18 protein-coding genes, 4 tRNA genes and 1 other annotated feature are annotated in these 18,118 nt (G+C 43.1%); of the genes, 18 read left to right on the top strand and 4 right to left on the bottom strand.

Annotation, left to right across the window (positions count from 1 at the left end):
• Positions 1–97 precede the first annotated feature (97 nt).
• A complete protein-coding gene (locus NST01_RS19115; RefSeq protein WP_341042484.1) occupies positions 98–511 on the top strand; it encodes a VOC family protein in 414 nt (137 codons plus the stop codon).
• A gap of 32 nt (positions 512–543) precedes the next feature.
• On the opposite strand, the gene NST01_RS19110 is transcribed toward NST01_RS19115, so the two are convergent.
• Complete coding sequence (locus NST01_RS19110; RefSeq protein ID WP_008347506.1) at positions 544–1,749, bottom strand: cytochrome P450; 1,206 nt, start codon at positions 1,747–1,749, stop codon at positions 544–546.
• Between the two features lie 137 nt (positions 1,750–1,886).
• Between NST01_RS19110 and NST01_RS19105 the strand changes: the two genes are divergently transcribed.
• The 4 genes from NST01_RS19105 to NST01_RS19090 all read left to right on the top strand — a co-directional run bounded on the left by NST01_RS19105 (position 1,887) and on the right by NST01_RS19090 (position 5,471).
• Positions 1,887–2,468, top strand: a complete 582-nt coding sequence (locus NST01_RS19105) for a TetR/AcrR family transcriptional regulator (RefSeq protein ID WP_237712014.1) — start codon at positions 1,887–1,889, stop codon at positions 2,466–2,468.
• Positions 2,469–2,684: 216 nt separating this feature from the next.
• Complete coding sequence (locus NST01_RS19100) at positions 2,685–3,980, top strand: adenylosuccinate synthase (protein WP_007497400.1); 1,296 nt, start codon at positions 2,685–2,687, stop codon at positions 3,978–3,980.
• Positions 3,981–4,112: 132 nt separating this feature from the next.
• Positions 4,113–5,246: a DUF418 domain-containing protein gene (locus NST01_RS19095; RefSeq protein ID WP_008347502.1), complete on the top strand. Its 1,134-nt coding sequence runs from the start codon at positions 4,113–4,115 to the stop codon at positions 5,244–5,246.
• A 15-nt stretch (positions 5,247–5,261) separates the two neighbouring features.
• On the top strand, positions 5,262–5,471 hold the full coding sequence (locus tag NST01_RS19090) for a hypothetical protein (protein ID WP_008347499.1): 210 nt from the start codon (positions 5,262–5,264) through the stop codon (positions 5,469–5,471).
• A 29-nt stretch (positions 5,472–5,500) separates the two neighbouring features.
• On the opposite strand, the gene NST01_RS19085 is transcribed toward NST01_RS19090, so the two are convergent.
• On the bottom strand, positions 5,501–6,025 hold the full coding sequence (locus NST01_RS19085) for a peroxiredoxin family protein (protein WP_341042481.1): 525 nt from the start codon (positions 6,023–6,025) through the stop codon (positions 5,501–5,503).
• Between the two features lie 332 nt (positions 6,026–6,357).
• Here NST01_RS19085 and NST01_RS19080 point away from each other — a divergent pair.
• From NST01_RS19080 to NST01_RS19030, 11 genes are all read left to right on the top strand, one after another.
• Positions 6,358–6,433 (top strand) — tRNA-Lys (locus NST01_RS19080).
• A 6-nt stretch (positions 6,434–6,439) separates the two neighbouring features.
• A tRNA-Glu gene (locus NST01_RS19075) sits at positions 6,440–6,511 on the top strand.
• Positions 6,512–6,592: 81 nt separating this feature from the next.
• A tRNA-Asp gene (locus NST01_RS19070) sits at positions 6,593–6,669 on the top strand.
• A 26-nt stretch (positions 6,670–6,695) separates the two neighbouring features.
• Positions 6,696–6,768, top strand: a tRNA-Phe gene (locus NST01_RS19065).
• Between the two features lie 348 nt (positions 6,769–7,116).
• The gene (gene yycF, locus NST01_RS19060; RefSeq protein ID WP_017359978.1) at positions 7,117–7,824 is read left to right on the top strand and encodes a response regulator YycF; all 708 of its coding nucleotides are present in this window, start codon (positions 7,117–7,119) and stop codon (positions 7,822–7,824) included.
• Positions 7,825–7,831: 7 nt separating this feature from the next.
• Positions 7,832–9,670 carry a cell wall metabolism sensor histidine kinase WalK gene (walK, locus tag NST01_RS19055; RefSeq protein ID WP_019743492.1) on the top strand — a complete coding sequence of 613 codons (1,839 nt, stop codon included), beginning with the start codon at positions 7,832–7,834 and terminating at the stop codon, positions 9,668–9,670.
• The gene (gene yycH / locus NST01_RS19050; RefSeq protein WP_050826804.1) at positions 9,660–11,039 is read left to right on the top strand and encodes a two-component system activity regulator YycH; all 1,380 of its coding nucleotides are present in this window, start codon (positions 9,660–9,662) and stop codon (positions 11,037–11,039) included. The genes walK and yycH overlap by 11 nt, the downstream gene beginning before the upstream one ends.
• On the top strand, positions 11,026–11,889 hold the full coding sequence (locus NST01_RS19045) for a two-component system regulatory protein YycI (RefSeq protein ID WP_017368442.1): 864 nt from the start codon (positions 11,026–11,028) through the stop codon (positions 11,887–11,889). The genes yycH and NST01_RS19045 overlap by 14 nt, the downstream gene beginning before the upstream one ends.
• A 6-nt stretch (positions 11,890–11,895) precedes the next feature.
• Complete coding sequence (locus tag NST01_RS19040) at positions 11,896–12,690, top strand: MBL fold metallo-hydrolase (RefSeq protein WP_007497388.1); 795 nt, start codon at positions 11,896–11,898, stop codon at positions 12,688–12,690.
• An 81-nt stretch (positions 12,691–12,771) separates the two neighbouring features.
• A complete protein-coding gene (locus tag NST01_RS19035; RefSeq protein WP_056703865.1) occupies positions 12,772–13,959 on the top strand; it encodes a S1C family serine protease in 1,188 nt (395 codons plus the stop codon).
• Positions 13,960–14,027: 68 nt separating this feature from the next.
• The gene (locus tag NST01_RS19030; RefSeq protein WP_341042477.1) at positions 14,028–14,492 is read left to right on the top strand and encodes a GNAT family N-acetyltransferase; all 465 of its coding nucleotides are present in this window, start codon (positions 14,028–14,030) and stop codon (positions 14,490–14,492) included.
• A 39-nt stretch (positions 14,493–14,531) separates the two neighbouring features.
• Here the strand turns inward: NST01_RS19030 and NST01_RS19025 are convergent, their stop codons facing one another.
• Together NST01_RS19025 and NST01_RS19020 are read right to left on the bottom strand one after the other, a co-directional pair.
• Positions 14,532–15,413 carry an ABC transporter ATP-binding protein gene (locus tag NST01_RS19025; RefSeq protein WP_212339556.1) on the bottom strand — a complete coding sequence of 294 codons (882 nt, stop codon included), beginning with the start codon at positions 15,411–15,413 and terminating at the stop codon, positions 14,532–14,534.
• Positions 15,414–16,103, bottom strand: a complete 690-nt coding sequence (locus NST01_RS19020; protein ID WP_008347476.1) for an ABC transporter permease — start codon at positions 16,101–16,103, stop codon at positions 15,414–15,416. It abuts the gene before it with no gap.
• A 192-nt stretch (positions 16,104–16,295) separates the two neighbouring features.
• Positions 16,296–16,566, top strand: a binding site (T-box leader).
• A gap of 111 nt (positions 16,567–16,677) precedes the next feature.
• On the opposite strand from NST01_RS19020, the gene NST01_RS19015 reads away from it, so the two are divergent.
• Both NST01_RS19015 and NST01_RS19010 read left to right on the top strand, forming a co-directional pair.
• Entirely contained in the window at positions 16,678–17,538 is an 861-nt protein-coding gene (locus tag NST01_RS19015; RefSeq protein ID WP_007497378.1) for an SAM hydrolase/SAM-dependent halogenase family protein, read from the top strand.
• Positions 17,539–17,552: 14 nt separating this feature from the next.
• Complete coding sequence (locus NST01_RS19010; RefSeq protein WP_024718471.1) at positions 17,553–18,110, top strand: ECF-type riboflavin transporter substrate-binding protein; 558 nt, start codon at positions 17,553–17,555, stop codon at positions 18,108–18,110.
• Positions 18,111–18,118 lie beyond the last annotated feature (8 nt).

The raw sequence follows: 18,118 nt of genomic DNA, 5'->3' as shown, positions 1-18,118 counted from the left end.
ATCTACATCGAAAGAATGACTGAAAAACAGTCGAAATGAGGAGGAGTGGGAGAAAAATAGAGCGTATACTAAAGGGAGAGAAAAGGAGTGATGACTGATGAAGTTTCAACAATTCGAAGCCGCTCAATTACGCATCGCACGTCCGACCGTCAACATGAAAGAGGTTGTTTCTTTTTATGAAGAAGGTTTAGGGCTGAAACGAATTGGCTCATTTGATCAGCATGAAGGGTATGATGGGATCATGCTTGGGCTTCCTCACCAGCATGTTCATCTGGAAATCACCAAACATGAAGAAGACGAAAGCTTGCCTGTTCCCCACCCAGAGCAGCTGCTTGTATTCTATATTCCGGATGAAGAAGAATTTCAGCAGATGAAAAAGAGACTGATCGCATTTGGTGGACGGCATGTCACCTCTACGAACCCGTACTGGGATCGAGGAGGCGTGACGATTGAAGATCCAGATGGATATCGAGTGGTGCTCATGAATACAGAAGGAATTACACCTGATTAAGAAAGACTCCCATCTTGTGGGAGCCTTTTTTGTTAGCAACGAGGCGTGACACGGAGCTTCAGTTCTTTTAGTCCATACATACCGCTGCTTGTCATTGGGACGTAAGAGAGAAGCTCTAGTGATTCATATCGTGACTGTATGGCTTTGATGGCAGTGTATGCTTCCAGGCGAGCAAGTGGTGCGCCTAGGCAGAAATGAATGCCGTGGCCAAAGCCAATATGGGGATTAGGGTGCCGGTGTATATCGTACTCATGTGCGTTTGGAAATTGACGCTCATCCCGGTTCGCAGAAGCAAGAAAGACAATCACACTGTCTCCCTTTTTCAAGACTTTTCCTCCAAGTTCGGTGTCTTCTGTGACATACCGGACGATGGTAGGCGCAGGGGCACGAAAACGGACAGCCTCCTCCACAGCTCGAGGAATGAGGTCAGGTGATTGAGCGAGCGCTTCATACGCCCCCGGATTTTCTAACAAACTAAAGATCATATTGGAGATCAGGTTGGTGGTCGTTTCGTTGCCTGCTAACAGGAGAAGATTGCAGAAAGGAATTAATTCGTCTGCGGACAGCTTGTCTCCATCTTCCTCCGCTTGAATTAAAAGAGAAATCAAATCATCACTAAGGTTCTGCCGCTTCTCTTCAATGATGTCAGCAAAAAACGCCATCATGTCCGCTTCGCTTTGATCCCGTGTTTTCTGCCATTCAACGACATCTCTTTCTTCTTCACTTTTAGGCATGCTGACGAGAATATCGGACCATTCTTTAAAGGATTGTTTATGTTCTGTTGGCACACCTAAAAGCTCTGCAATGACTATGACAGGAAGCGGATAGGAGATGTCTTGAACAAGATCAATCTCTTCCTTACCTTCTATTTGTGCAATGAGATCATCCATTAACTCTTGAATGCGTGGTTTCCACAATTTCATCACCCGGGGTGTAAAGGCTTTGCTCACAATGGAACGGATTCGTGTATGTTTTGGCGGGTCCATCATGACCATTGTTTTCATTAGTGAATGTTTCCGGTGGTCTTGAGGAGGTTGACTAGAAAAGGTATCTTTATCGATGGTGACGCGCTTTGCTTCTTCATAGGTGAAGACACTCCATGTTTGGCTGTGTTCATCAAAATGAACAGGGGATTCTTGACGCATTTTGGCGTACCAATCAAATGGGTGATACGGGTCCTGCTTATTTTTCCCTCTTAATAACGCTTTCTGAACGGCACTAGGTGTGGTTGTTTCCATGATCATCACTCCTTATGGGTTGTCAGATGATTCCTTTTTTTCACTGTGTTAGATTTAAAGGTAATTCATCAGTAGAAAGGATTCAACCAACAGAAAAGCGAAATCTGTTGAAGAAAATGGGAAGGGGAGAGCGGCTTGTGGCGGACTGCTACAGAGGGAATAAGCGCGCAACTGAATCAAAGCAACAATTAAGAAAAGCGTTATTTCAGTTATTAAAGGAGAAGGAATGGGGGAAGATTTCTGTACAAGATTTGACGAACAAGGCAGGAATCCATCGCACCACCTTTTATCAGCATTATGAGGATAAGTTTGACCTAGCTCAGCAGGTCATGGATGAGATGTTTAATGTCATGAAAACCGCTATTTTTGCTCCTGTACATGAAAGTGAGTGGAAGAGCGATCATGCAGCATATGTGTATATTTACCGCTTTTATCAGCATTTGCAGGAACATGAAGAGGAGTATCAGATTCTCTTGAAAAGGGGAAGAGAGCTTAATATTCATCAGACGGCCAGTGCTTTTTTTGAAGAAAGTTTTACTTTGGGGCTAGAAGAAGTCACAGGTTCAACACCTGATCCACAACACGTTCCTCTCGAGATGCAGAAGCAATTTGTCATTTCTGCTTATGTTGGAACAGCTGAGTGGTGGCTGAGAAAAGGTAGACCATACTCACCCGACTTTATGGCAAGTTCGATGATTCAATTGATTGAAAATCACTGAACAAACGGAAATGAGAAAAACAGTAATTTTGATCGAAATCTCCTTGTTTAAGCGTAGAATGAGCAATTAAAGCGCTTATCCTCACATGTAAAACGAACAAAATTTGATTTCAAGATATTAATGTTCGGATTTCACGTTGACTTTTTCATTGTCCATTGATAAAATAAATGTGTTTGAAAGAGATAACGTTTTGAAAGGTTAACGGAGGTGCACGATATGTCTTCAGTAGTCGTAGTAGGTACGCAGTGGGGTGACGAAGGGAAAGGGAAAATTACCGATTTCCTTTCAGAAAATGCAGAGGTGATTGCCCGTTATCAAGGGGGAAACAATGCAGGTCACACAATCAAATTTGATGGAGTGACTTACAAGCTACACCTCATTCCGTCCGGTATTTTTTACAAAGAGAAAACTTGTGTCATCGGTAATGGAATGGTGGTTGATCCTAAAGCGTTGGTCACTGAGCTTGCGTATCTTCACGAACGGAATGTGAGTACAGATAACCTCAGAATCAGCAATAGAGCCCATGTCATTCTGCCTTATCACTTAAAATTGGACGAGGTAGAAGAAGAGCGGAAAGGGGCTAACAAGATCGGTACGACGAAAAAAGGAATCGGACCAGCTTATATGGACAAAGCTGCCCGCGTCGGAATCCGTATCGCAGATTTATTAGATCGTGAAGTATTTGAAGAGAAGCTTGCCCGTAATCTAGAAGAGAAAAATCGTCTTTTAGAGAAAATGTACGACACAGAAGGCTTCAAAATTGAAGATATTTTAGATGAGTATTATGAATATGGTCAGCAAGTGAAAAAATATGTCGTGGACACATCTGTTGTATTGAACGATGCTCTAGATGAAGGCCGCCGTGTTCTTTTTGAAGGGGCACAAGGCGTTATGCTTGATATCGATCAAGGGACATATCCGTTCGTGACGTCATCTAACCCAGTGGCTGGAGGCGTGACGATTGGTTCTGGTGTAGGTCCTACGAAAATTCAACATGTGGTCGGCGTATCAAAAGCTTACACAACTCGTGTAGGTGATGGCCCATTCCCGACAGAACTCCATGATGAAATTGGCGATCAAATCCGTGAAGTTGGCCGTGAATACGGTACGACAACTGGCCGCCCGCGCCGTGTTGGCTGGTTTGATAGTGTTGTTGTCCGTCATGCGCGCCGTGTGAGCGGAATTACAGATTTATCTCTTAACTCCATTGATGTACTGACAGGGATTGAGAAATTGAAAATCTGTGTTGCTTATAAATTGAACGGAGAAATCACTGAAGAATTCCCAGCAAGTCTAAATGAATTAGCGAAATGTGAACCTGTCTACGAAGAAATGCCAGGTTGGACAGAGGATATTACAGGCGTGAAGAATTTAAGTGAACTGCCTGCAAATGCCCGTCATTACTTAGAGCGCATTTCACAATTAACAGGTATTCCACTTTCTATTTTCTCAGTCGGACCAGACCGTTCCCAAACGAACGTTGTCCGCAGCGTGTACCGTCCATCATTATAGACTGATCAGACACCAGTAAAATTACACATTTTACTGGTGTTTTTTTTGTTTAAATATTCCTTAATTTCTACGGAACTGACTTCTCGATATTACCAAAATATGATAACTGTATAAAAGGGAAGGAGCGTTCTAGTGAAAGAAAGAATACGATTATTAGATATTTTACGAGGTTTTGCGATATTAGGTACATTGGGTACAAACGTCTGGTTTTTTGCATACGCAGGGGATACCTTTGCGACAGATCAGATTGCGGATGAATATGAAAATGGCAGTTTTCTTGAAAGTCTTGTCTCTATGTTCGTTTATGGCAAAATGCTATCGCTGCTCACAATCATGTTTGGCGTAGGGCTAGAGCTGAAATACCAGCAGGCGAAAAGAAAAAATATGACTTGGCCGGGTACATATTTATGGATTCTTTTATTTTTATTGATTGAAGGCTTTGTCCATTTTGCGCTAGTGATGGAATATGATGTGCTCATGAGTTACGCCGTCACGGGTTTGCTTGTGGCGTTTATTGTCCGTGGAGGAAGTCGGCGCATCAAAAAAGGCATGATTGTCTCGGGTGTCATTCATTTGTTGGTGACGGCTTTTCTCGTTGTATTTTCTTTCTCTGAATTGGAAAATGAATCCTATGACGAGAGCAGTGAACCAGCGTACGAAGAACAACTGCCGGAGACATGGATATCTCAAGTTCAAGACCGATTACAGCACTTTTTGATGTACCGAGAAGAAGCGATCTTTATTATCCCAATGAATACCTTTTTGTTTTTATTAGGTGTGCGGATGATGAGAGCTGGTGTATTTTATGCAAATGAGCGTGGGCAAACTCTGCGGAAAACATTATTCAGAATGGGTTTGTGGATTGGACTGCCGCTGAATGCGCTCGTCTTTGTACCAAATGACATAGTGGAATTCGTGGTGCGCTATGTGTTTTCACCATTCCTCTCTATTTTCTATATCGCTGTCGTGGCGAAGCTTCTAGCACGCACGGAGTCATGGTTCATGTGGACTTGGTTTGAATATGTAGGGAAAATGGCGCTTAGCTGCTATATCCTGCAAAATGTCATCTGCTCGCTTCTTTTTTACAGCTGGGGATTGGGTCTTGGCGGTCAAATCAACGCCCCCCTTATCGTCTTGTCATGGTTGTTGATCTCTCTGCTGCAAATCGCCATTTCAGCCCTTTGTTTACACGTCTGGCGAATTGGGCCAATGGAGTATATCCGATCACGGGCACTTCGCCGTGTGACAATGAAGAAAGCATCTTAAAGGGGAATAGATACAATGTTTTTCAAAAAAACCACGAAAAGAGAACAAGCCAATGCACAAAAAGCAGCTGTAACAGCATTTGTCTTTTATCTTCTCGCATTAGGAGGACATGCGCTGTACATGTATTTCCAGGGTAATAAACCACCTGTCACTTTTATCATTCTCATGGCGGGTCTCTTTGTTTTTTTCACCACAGATTGGCTATATAATAAAAGGCATTCATAAAAAAAGCCCTCATCACGAGGGCTTTTTCCTTACTTCAGGCTTTTATATTGGCCTTTTAAATTTTTGCGAATGTATTGAATGATTTTGCGCAGTTCGTTGGCATGCGGTCTGCCAAATGGACTTGTTTGTCTTTGCTGATAGAGGACTTGGCCTTTTTCATTTAATAAGAAATAAGCAGGTTCTCCGTGCACCCCATGATCTTCGTATGGGGCATCTTCCCCGTGATAGAAGACTTCATAGGCTTTCAATGATGTGAGGTCTTGGTCAGACATGATGGGGAAAGAAAGTCCCTCTTTGTCTGCAAATTCTTTCAAGTCTTCAGGGTTATCCGTTGAAATCGTCATTAAGTGAATATCCTTTTCTTGAAAATAGGATTGCTGTTTTTCCAGCTCTTTTAATTCCTCGACACATACTGGGCACCATGATCCTCTAAAGAAAACGAGGAGGTGCCAGCTTTGATGCTCCTCTAAATGTTTGTAAAACTCAATGTGATCGCCCTGCACTGTTGGCAGTGAAAAATCGGGCATTTTATCTCCTAATTTAAATGAACTCATCCTATGCTTCCTCCTTTTTCAATCACCATGCTGTTTGTTTCTTGTATAACCAATATTGGTCGGAATCAAACGTTTCTGTGTGCTGGATTGGGCAGTAGCCATTGATTGAATGAAGGCGCTTTCGGATTTAGGCGATATAACAGAAGATATCAAATCCGACACTTTTTTTAAAAAAATGTCGAAAAACGTATTGCCATATGTAATTACTCTATGATATTATAAATCTCGTTGTTGCAAAGGTCTCTGAAACTTGTTAAGATGCGATTTTCCAGCTTTTAAAGCGATTGGTTTGACGCAATACAGCTTCTTCAGATTCACTTTTCACAAACCGAGAGCCATTAGCTCAGTTGGTAGAGCATCTGACTTTTAATCAGAGGGTCGAAGGTTCGAGTCCTTCATGGCTCACCATGTTTTGGCCCGTTGGTCAAGCGGTTAAGACACCGCCCTTTCACGGCGGTAACACGGGTTCGAATCCCGTACGGGTCATTGATTTACTTTAGCGTTAAGCTAATTTTTCCTCACTTGCTTGAAGGAGCACCACGATTGCTTTTTCGGGCAAGTTACTGAGGTCCGGTAGTTCAGTTGGTTAGAATGCCTGCCTGTCACGCAGGAGGTCGCGGGTTCGAGTCCCGTCCGGACCGCCATTTATACATATTCATCTTTTGATGATGGCTCGGTAGCTCAGTTGGTAGAGCAACGGACTGAAAATCCGTGTGTCGGCGGTTCGATTCCGTCCCGAGCCACTTCCAAACGCATCTGCAATCGCAGGTGCGTTTTTATTATGAAAAGAAGGCATAAAAAGGGAGAAGCCGGACCTAGGTAGGGCCCGGCTCCATAAGAAGAAGACGTTACATGTATATAGACGTTTGGTGATTGGAAAAGTTTCAATAAAAAAGGGAAAAGTCATCAAATTTTTTTGGGCGGAGTTCTTCTATCCAACGTTTACTAGCAAAGAAAGCCGTTATTATTTTTATCTTTGCCTCGTAAAACGTTATAATAGACAGTGAGCCTTTTTTTCATAAATGAAGAAGGCGTAATGTGACATGCAAAATGGAATGACATAGATGCTAAAAATGCAGGAGGAAATCACAATGGAAAAAAAGATTCTTGTCGTAGATGATGAAAAGCCGATTGCGGATATATTGGAATTTAACTTAAGAAAAGAGGGCTACGAGGTTCATTGTGCGTATGACGGAAATGAAGCCCTTGAAATGGTAGAAGAAATTAAGCCAGACATCATTTTGCTCGACATTATGCTGCCGAACAAAGATGGCGTTGAAGTATGCCGTGAAGTGAGAAAGAAATATGATATGCCGATTATCATGCTGACAGCAAAAGACTCTGAAATCGATAAAGTCATTGGTCTTGAGCTTGGCGCGGACGATTATGTCACAAAGCCATTCAGTACACGCGAGCTGCTTGCACGTGTAAAAGCAAATTTAAGAAGACAGACGGCTGCTCCGCAATCAGAGGAAGAATCTGAATCAAATGATATCGAGATTGGTTCACTTGTGATCTACCCAGATGCGTATGTCGTGTCTAAGCGTGACGAAACGATTGAGTTAACGCATCGTGAGTTCGAATTGCTTCATTACTTAGCGAAACATATTGGACAAGTCATGACACGTGAGCACTTATTGCAAACGGTTTGGGGCTACGATTACTTCGGAGATGTCCGTACAGTAGACGTCACAGTCCGCCGTCTTCGTGAAAAAATTGAAGACAACCCTAGCCACCCGAGCTGGATCGTAACAAGACGAGGCGTCGGCTACTATTTAAGAAACCCAGAGCAGGACTAAGATTCTTATGAGTAAAGTAGGTTTTTTTCGCTCGATTCACTTTAAATTGACCTTGATTTATGTGCTGCTGATCATTGTCGCCATGCAGATCATTGGCGTGTACTTTGTGAAGCAGCTAGAGCAGTCCTTAATTAATTCATATGATAATTCCTTGAATCAGCGAATCTACTCGTTATCGTATTACCTAGAACAAGATTCATCGAAAAGCAAGGCAGAATTAAAAGAGGATGCTCAAAAGATATTAAACGATTTTAACAACAAAGATGAGTCTAATGAAATTTCTGAAGTCAGCTATATTGACGAAAGCAGAGAGGTCATTGCCTCTGTGAATAACGGCAGTCAAGAGATTGCCGGGAAGAAAATCACAGATCAAATCATTAGCCGTATTTTCGCGGTTGGCAAAGACTACGAGAAAAAATTCTATGACCCAGAATCAAATAAACGAGTCCGCATATCGGCGACAGCCGTGAAAAATGAGAACCAAGAAACTGTTGGTGTCATTTATGTGGTCTCATCCATGGAAAGTGTTTTTAACCAAATGCGAACAATCAACACCATTTTGGCGACGGGTACACTCATCGCACTTGGGACGACCGCTCTACTTGGTATATTCATATTCAGAACCATTACACACCCAATTTCGGATATGAGAAAGCAAGCGATCGAGCTCGCCAAAGGGAACTTTTCCAGAAAGGTCCGAAAGTATGGACATGATGAGATTGGTCAGCTAGCGACGACATTTAACCATCTGACGAGAGAGCTGGAGGAAGCGCAGCTGATGACAGAGGGTGAGAGGAAAAAGCTTTCTTCTGTTATCGCCTATATGACAGATGGCGTCATTGCCACGAATCAAAACGGGGCCATTATTCTATTAAACAGCCCGGCACTAGAGCTTTTGAATGTTTCACGTGAAACAGCTCTAGAGATGCCGATCACGTCCTTGCTCGGCTTAGAGGAAACTCATACATTTGAAGATTTAGTCGAAAATCAAGACTCCATGCTGCTAGAAATTGAACGCGAAGATCAGTTGTCTGTTTTGCGTGTCAATTTCTCAGTCATCCAGAAAGAGCATGGGAAGATTGATGGCTTGATCGCGGTCATTTATGACGTGACAGAGCAAGAGAAAATTGATGCTGAACGCCGCGAATTCGTGGCGAACGTATCGCATGAACTGCGTACACCGCTAACGACGATGCGAAGCTATCTTGAGGCACTCGCTGAAGGTGCGATTGGTGATAAAGAGCTTGCACCAAGGTTCCTCAGTGTCACGCAAAATGAAACAGAGCGCATGATTAGACTTGTGAATGACCTGCTCCAGCTGTCTAAGTTCGACAGCAAGGATTATCAATTCAATCGTGAGTGGACGAATTTTATCAGGTTTATCTCGCTCGTCATTGATCGTTTTGAAATGACGAAGGAGCAGCATGTCGATTTCATCCGCAACCTGCCGCAGCGTGAAATATATGTGGAAATTGATCAAGACAAAATCACACAGGTGCTCGATAATATCATTTCCAATGCCATGAAATACTCACCAGAGGGTGGACACATTACGTTTACCGTCGATCTGGACGAGGAGAAGGGCCTTGTGTTATTCAGCGTCAAAGATGAAGGAATCGGTATTCCGAAGAAGGATATGGATAAAATCTTTGAACGTTTTTATCGAGTGGATAAGGCAAGAACAAGAAAGCTTGGCGGAACCGGCCTAGGCCTTGCGATTGCAAAAGAAATGGTTCAGGCTCATGGCGGAGATATTTGGGCTGACAGCATTGAAGGAAAAGGAACAACGGTAACCTTTACCCTTCCGTACAATGAAGAACAAGAGGATGATTGGGATGAAGCGTGAGACCTTTAAAACCATTATATTGACAATCCTAATTGCGATCAGTCTTGTGTTTACGTGGAATATTTGGATGTTCCAGCCCGTCATGCAGGATCAGGCGGATGCCGGCACAAAGGTCGTGGAAACGAAGAAGATTTCAAGCGACGAGCCTCGGAGTCTCATTGATGTCGTGAAGCCGCGTGAGATGTTCATCCATTCCAATGGAGAGCATTTCAAAGTGGATCAAAAGGAACTCTTCCAAAACTTTTGGAATGATGTGAGCCTGTGGGATGTCAAAGAGATTGCCGATGTGTCGGACCAATATTCCGAGCAGAAATTTAAGAATTTCTTCTATGGACGCGAGGGGCAAGGTAAAACATTGGATCTTGTGTTCAATGATCCGATTCCGATTGATATTTTCCAAGCGCTGTTTAAATGGCCGAATAAATCCATTGAATACAACTCGTTTGACCGGATGATTGTGCCGTTCGCTCAGCCGGATAAGGCCAATAAGAAAGTCTATTTGATCTCATACAGCAAGGAATCGGTGCTTGAGCTGACGATTGAATCAGCCAACTATCGTAATCTGATGGATAGCATTGCCGCCGCTCAAAACGAGATGCCGCGCTATGATCTATATACTTTCTCTACAAATTCAAAACGAGATTTCCTTCTGCCGCAGAAGCAAAAGCAGCTTGAAGCGAAAATGTTCTTTATCGAAACGATTAAGACAAGCAAATTCAAGGACGCTTTGTTTACAGACCCAAGTCTAGTTGGGGAAGAGTCTAATTTAAACCGGACGGTGTATACAGATGGAACGAGTCGTCTTGAAGCAAATCAAAAAGACCACCGCATCCAATATCAGCATCGTAATATCAATTCTAGTACCGTATTCCAAACGGGAGATTTGATCAAGCGAAGCGTGAAATATTTCAATGATAACGGAAGTTTTACCGATAATTATCAATACTTCGGCATCAACAGCAACCAGCAGCTGTCCTTTAATATGTTTATGGATGGACTGCCGATCGTCAACAGCACAAAGCATCCATTTGGTATGACATCGCTTGAAGTGCAATGGGCGAATGATGACATTTTGAGTTATAAGCGTCCAAACTACATTCTCGGCAACAAAGCGAGTCAGAGTGAACAGGTCAAACTGATGAATGGGACAGAGCTGAAAAACTTGATCATCAAGCAGACGAAGTATGATGATTTAGAGAAAATTGAACAGATTTTCCCTGCCTATCAAGCGACATCCACGGCATCAGATCAGGATCAAGCGATGTTTGTCTGGCTAGAGCCGGTATGGTGTATGAAATATAACGGAAAAACCGTCATTTTAACGAATGATTTGCTGACAGAGGGGAGCGAGAATCATGGAGTGGAATAAGACCAAAACGATCTTTATCCTAGCCTTTCTCGTTCTCGATATCTTTCTAGGTTTTCAATACTTTGAAAAGCGATCGACCGATCATTTTGCGATTATCGAAAAAACAGATACGCTGGAAGAAATGAAGGCAGACGGAATCAAATATGGCAATCTATCAGATGAAGCGAAGATTGGATACCGCATTACAGCTGAGAAAAAGCAATATACGAAAAAGGATGTCGACGGATTAGCTGATCAAAAGACGAAAAGCACATTCCCGAAAACCGAGAAAGATGATCCTGTCACCTTGCTTGAAATGACCTTCAATAAACCAGTTGCATTGCCGAAAAAAGATATGAAAACAGCAGCGACCAATCTTGTGAGCCAGCGTTTACTGGATGGTAAGAATTATAAGCTCTGGAGCATCGATGAAGAAACAGGTGAAATCGTCTTTTTCCAAACGTATAAAGGAAAATACATCTTCCAAGAAGGTCTTGATGACACCGAAACTATTGGGAAGATCACATTGGATGTGAACGATCAAAACGAGGTCGTCTCGTATCGGCAGTCGATGGTGACATCGATTAATGAAGTGAGAAAAGAAACCCTTGTCCCAGCGCTTGAAACGGTGAAGGACTTATATACACAAAATATGCTGAGCCAAAACACGACAGTGAAAAAAGTGGAGCTTGGCTACTACACGCAATACCCAGGTGCAAGCACTCAAGTCATGGTTCCTGTATGGCGAGTAGAGATTGAAGGCGTGGCAGCTGGTTCAAAGAAAAAGACAGAAGAAGAATATTTGATCAATGCCATTGATGGCTCAACACTTGATCATATAGAGAAAGAAGACAAATCTTCATTGGAGTGAGAGAACATGAGCTTGCAGTTCAGTGTACTAGCGAGCGGAAGTACGGGGAACGCTTTTTATTTAGAAACAGACGAGCATGCTTTTTTAGTAGATGCGGGCTTAAGCGGCAAACAGATGGTAGAGCTGCTTGGTCAAATCGACCGAAAGCCAGAAGACTTGGACGGAATTTTTGTCACACACGAGCACTCAGATCATATTAAAGGACTTGGTGTGATGGCAAGAAAGTACAAGCTTCCTGTCTATGCAAATGCGAAAACATGGAAGGCGATGGAGTCACATATTGGGAAAGTGGATACGGAGCAGAAATTCCACTTTGATATGGAGACGGTTCAATCATTCGGCGGTCTCGATGTTGAATCATTTGGCGTATCACATGATGCGGCAGAGCCCATGTTTTACGTATTCCATTATGGCGGGCGTAAACTTGCCCTTATGACGGATACAGGCTATGTGAGTGACCGGATGAAAGGGATTATTAAATCAGCCAATACGTTCGTATTTGAGAGCAACCATGATGTCGGCATGCTGCAAATGGGGCGCTACCCATGGAGCATTAAACGCAGAATTTTGAGCGATGTCGGACACGTATCCAATGAAGATGCAGCTCTTGCTATGACAGACGTGATTGGAGACGCCACCTCACGCATTTATTTGGCCCACTTGAGTCAAGACAACAACATGAAGGACTTAGCCCGTATGGCGGTCCAGCAGACGCTTGAAATGAAGGGCTTTGTTGTAGGGGACGGCTTTGATTTATATGATACGGACCCGAAAAAAGCAACCCCGCTTTGCGCCGTATGATTTTTACAATCGTATGATTAAGATAAGAGCTTCTTACCAACACTATATACATCATCTATTCACTGAAAGGAAGGAAACATAGTGGATTATCGCGATGTAGAGTGGAAGCCGAGACGAAGCAGAAAAGGATATTTCCTATCTGGTCTGATCGGTGTATTGGTAGGAGCTTTTTTAATGGGATTCTTTTTCCCCTATGTGTCTGGACAAAACGGCAGCCCCTTTGGATGGCAGTCAGCTGGAGATCAGCAGGCATCAGATGGCCCTTTAAAGACCGTCAATGTGAACGTGAATGATGCGGTCACAAAAGTGGTATCGAGTATGTCAGATACAGTTGTCGGCGTCATTAACATTCAAAAGTCGAGCTTTTGGGAAGAAGGCGGTGAAGCAGGCAGCGGGTCAGGTGTGATTTATAAAAAAAAGGGTGACACCTTTTATATCGTGACCAACCATCATGTCATCAAAGGCGCAAACCAGCTTGAAGTGAGCCTTCAGGACGGGACAAGGATCGGGGCAAATCTTGTCGGAAGTGATCAGCTGATGGATTTAGCGGTACTGACGGTCAAAAGTGATAAGATCAAGAAAACCGCTGCCTTCGGCAATTCAGACCATGTCAAACCAGGTGAGCCTGTCATCGCCATTGGAAATCCATTAGGCCTTGAATTTGCTGGCTCCGTCACACAAGGTGTGATTTCTGGAACAGAGCGTGCGATCCCTGTTGATTCTAATGGGGATGGACAGACGGATTGGAATGCGGAAGTTTTGCAAACGGATGCCGCCATTAATCCTGGGAACAGCGGCGGAGCCTTGATTAATATGGACGGCAAAGTGATCGGCATCAATTCAATGAAGATTGCTGAGTCAGAGGTGGAAGGGATTGGGCTGTCTATTCCTGCGAATCTGGTGATCCCTGTCATAGAGGATTTAGAGCGCTATGGAGAGGTGAAGCGTCCGTACCTTGGTGTTGGGATGAAATCACTAGCAGATATTGCGAGCTATCATTGGCAGGAAACGTTAAAACTGCCATCAAAGGTCACAACCGGAGTCGTCGTGATGAGTGTCGAGCCTTTGTCTCCAGCAGGAAAAGCGGGGTTAAAAGAGCTGGATGTCGTGACGTCGTTTGACGGCAAGGAAGTACAAAATATCGTCGATCTGCGTAAATATCTTTATCAAAAGAAAGTCGGCGACAAGGTAAAGGTGCAATTTTACCGAAGCGGAAAGAAAAAATCAGTCGAGATCAAACTCTCCCAAACCGATCGGTTCGGAGGCTAGCCAGTTCCTATAGGGGACTGGCTTTTTTTACATGCCCGGCATATGATAAAGGAAAGGGGGAGATACGTTTGGTCACATTACAGCCGATGTCACAAACGGATTATGACGTCTTGATAGAGGCATCCATTAAGAGGTACGCAGAAGAAAAGGTACTCGCAGGGACGTGGGGTCAGGAAGAAGCGCAAAAGAACGCAGAGGAACAATTTGAGCGGCTGCTACCTGAAGGTCTTCAGACAGAGGATCATGAGCTGTGGACATTCATGCATGGAGACGAATCCATTGGGTGGGTATGGCTTTGCTATGATCCAGATCATCCCCAACATGAAGGCTTTATTTATAATTTTATTTTGTTTGAAGCGTATCGAGGAAAAGGCTTGGCAAAACAGGCCATGACTGCATTAGAAGAGCAGGCAAAGTCATTAGGTGTGAAAAAACTATCGCTGCATGTCTTTGCCCATAATCAAATCGCCCGCTCACTTTATGAGAAAACGGGGTTTGCTGAGACTGGGATTTACATGAGCAAGCCTTTATAAAAAAAGAGAAGTACCGTGCGGCGAGCGTACGGTACTTTTTTATGTGGACATCATGGCATCTTGCGTCGTGACTCGGTATAGGTCGACTTTGCATTTCACAAACGCACGGATGATGGCTGGGACTTGAGCTTCTGAACGAATCAACAATGAGGTCTCGTCATCTCTGATCACAAGGTCTGTTCCCACACTTTGTAAGTACTGCGTGAGAACAGGCTTCACCTCATCATCAATCCATGCATGCTTGAAGGTGGCACGAATGGTTGAGGACGTGATGGTTTTCTCTTGAGGATGAGTACTTGAGGACACGATTTTTCCTTCAGATATGAAAGCTGTTTTGGTACAAATAGGCTGGGTGAACCTTGGCTCGTCTGCTGTTAAAAAGACAGTTTTTCCTTCAAATTTTAACGATTCAATCACCCGCTGGATATGTAAGATAGAATCTGCATCAATATCCGCAAAAGGCTCATCAAGTAAAATAAAGTCAGGCTGATGAGCGATGGCTTGAGCCATTCCGAGTCGCTTCTTCATCCCAGGTGTAAAGGCACCGACTTTCTCTTGATGATAACGATGTAAGCCAACAAATTCGAGTAATTCTTCATAATAGCTCGTTTTCTGGCGAGTACCCGTAATTTTCGATAAATAGGCAATATGCTCAATAGCAGTCAGCCCTTCATATAAATCTGTATATTCAGGCAGAACACCGATATGATGACGTACTTTTTTTAACGACGTCATGTTCATCATGATAAACGTGCCAGAGGTGGGGCGGGAGATCCCTGTAATAATATTAAAAAAGGTTGTCTTACCAGCACCCTTCGGTCCAATGAGGCCGAAGATATCCCCTTGATGGATATCAAGATCAATATGATTTATTGCGACTTTTGTCCGATATTTTTTTGTCAGCCCTTTTGTGTGAAGCACTTAGACATCCCTCCTCTGAAACAGTAGTGCCGTTCCAACGAGTAAGACAACAGTCAATGCGGCATTCATCAGCACATAGGTCAGCGGTTCACTCCAGCGCGCATAATAATAAGGCGTCACGTATTGGAACCAGTGAATCAACCGTTCTGAAGAAAGAACAGACATCATGCTCATGATTGGAAATAGAAAGGAAAACAACATGCCAACAAACATCGATTTCTGTGGTGTTGGAAAGAGCATGGACAAAAACAAAGCACAGGAGATGCCGACACTGATAAACGTTAATATTTTTAAGGCATCAGAGAACAGAAAACGATGTGAAATCACCATATTTAAAATATATGTGGTCATAATGCAACTGAGCCAAAACAGCATCAGCCCAAGATATTTCCCGATGACAATGTTTAAACGGGTCGTTTTGCTGACGAGAAAACGAATGGTTTTCAAATGAATTTCGCGGCTCAAAATATCATGAGATAATAAAAAAATAAGGAAGAAACCAAATAACGAAATCACTAGTTCATTCCCAATGGAATAAGGGTCCTTTGCCTGTTCCCACTTCCCTTGATAAGCAGCTATAAATGGAAGACTTGATACAAAAGTAGATAAAATGAAAATAATAACAATAGTTAAGATGGATTTTGTGCTTTTGAAGAGCTGCTTAAATTCATTCATACAGATGGTCCACACACACTGTACCTCCCTTCATCTTTATTATACCCCTAGAAAAGAAAGACACCATATCTCGCTCTTTAACATTTGCTTAAATTTTATAAAAAAGAAGACTCTTCCAGAACAGTTAACTCATTTTTAAAAATGTTCAGAAAAATATCTTGATTTATCAAAAAACATCATGTATGATAGCTTTAATTCAAGATAGTTAAACAGGCAATGACGAGAGAAAGTACAATCATCAATTTTTCCACAGAGAGCTTCGGTAGCTGAAAAGAAGCAAAAATAATGATTCGAAAAATGGTCTCTGAGCCTCGTGCTGAACATATCCATGATATTAGTAGGTGACGACGAGAGTTGGTACTCGTTATCAAAACCACAGTATATGAGCCAAATTGGAGCTTTGTACTTGTAGAGGCTGTTTAGCGCGAGCAAACAGTAAATAAAGGTGGTACCACGAGACAAATACCTCGTCCTTATGATTCATAGATAAGGATGGGGTATTTTTTATTGTCCACTTTTTTTCATACAAATGTTCAAATGTTCCACGTGAAACACCACTACCATTTTTTCAAATGAAAGGGAGATTAACATGAGTGAACATGCATTGGTTTTACAATCAGATTTCGGTATTGATGATGGAGCGGTCAGCGCAATGTACGGCGTAGCCAATACAGTGAGCAGCGGCATCCGCATTTTTGATTTAACTCACAACATTCCCCAATACGACATTTGGGAAGCGTCTTATCGCTTGCTTCAGACGGTCACATATTGGCCGGAAGAAACGGTATTTGTCTCCGTTGTTGATCCAGGCGTTGGATCAGAGCGAAAGAGCCTCGTCGTCAAAACAACAAGCTCACACTACATCATCACACCTGATAATGGGACACTTACGCATGTCGCACAGGATATTGGTATCGTGGAGGCTCGGTATTTAGATGAAACCATCAACCGTCTGCCGAAGTCAGGAAAATCACATACTTTCCATGGTAGAGACATTTACGCCTATACAGGCGCGAGAATTGCTTCAGGTGTGATTTCTTTTGAAGAGGTCGGGCCAAAGGCGAATATAGAGGACATTATTCACCTTCCAGTCGTACAAGCTTATGCGGAAGAAGAAGTGATCACAGGGACGATTGATATTTTAGATGTGCGGTTCGGAAATCTATGGACAAACATTCATCATACGTTATTTGAACAGCTTTCAATCAATTATGGGGATGCAATAGAAGTTACCATTGCCAACGGGCCAAAAAATGTGTATAAAAATATCATGACCTATGGACGATCTTTTGCCGATTTAAAGGTAGGCGAACCACTCGTATATGTCAATTCACTCGATCATTTAGGCGTGGCGATCAATCAAGGGTCATTTGCAAAGGCTTATAACATCGGTACAGGCACAGGCTGGCGCCTTTCGATTCGCAAAGCTCCGCGCATTATATACGAATAAGAGGAGGAAACATCATGGCAGGTAAACAACTTTCAACGAAAACTGTCGTTGCCATCGGGATTGGCGCAGCCGTCTTTGTCATTTTAGGACGCTTCGTCTCCATTCCAACTGGGATTCCGAATACACAAATTGAAACATCGTACGCGTTCCTTGCATTAATGGCCGTGCTATTTGGTCCTATTGCAGGCGCATTGATTGGATTTATTGGTCATCTCATTAAAGATGCCACCACATTTGGACCTTGGTGGAGCTGGATTATCGTTTCGGGTGTTGTTGGTTTATTGATCGGCCTCATTTCGAACCGTTTAAAAGTAGAAGAGGGCGACTTTGGCTGGAAAAAAATCACGCTCTTCAACGCCGTCCAAGCCGGCGCACAAGCATTAGGCTGGTTTGTCATTGCTCCTGTGCTCGACATTGTGATCTATGCAGAACCTGCGAACAAAGTATTTGTTCAAGGCATCGTGGCAGGGATTTCAAACATCATCACAGTTGGTGTATTAGGAACCATCATCATTGCAGCCTATGCAAAAACGAGAAGCAAAAGCGGCAGTCTATCGAAAGAAACATCATGAAGCAAGGT

It is taken from the genome of Bacillus sp. FSL R7-0166, assembly GCF_038008935.1.
In the GTDB taxonomy this organism is placed as follows: domain Bacteria; phylum Bacillota; class Bacilli; order Bacillales; family Bacillaceae; genus Bacillus; species Bacillus altitudinis.
Note: the sequence above shows the minus strand (reverse complement) of the source record. Positions and strands in the feature narration are given on the sequence as shown.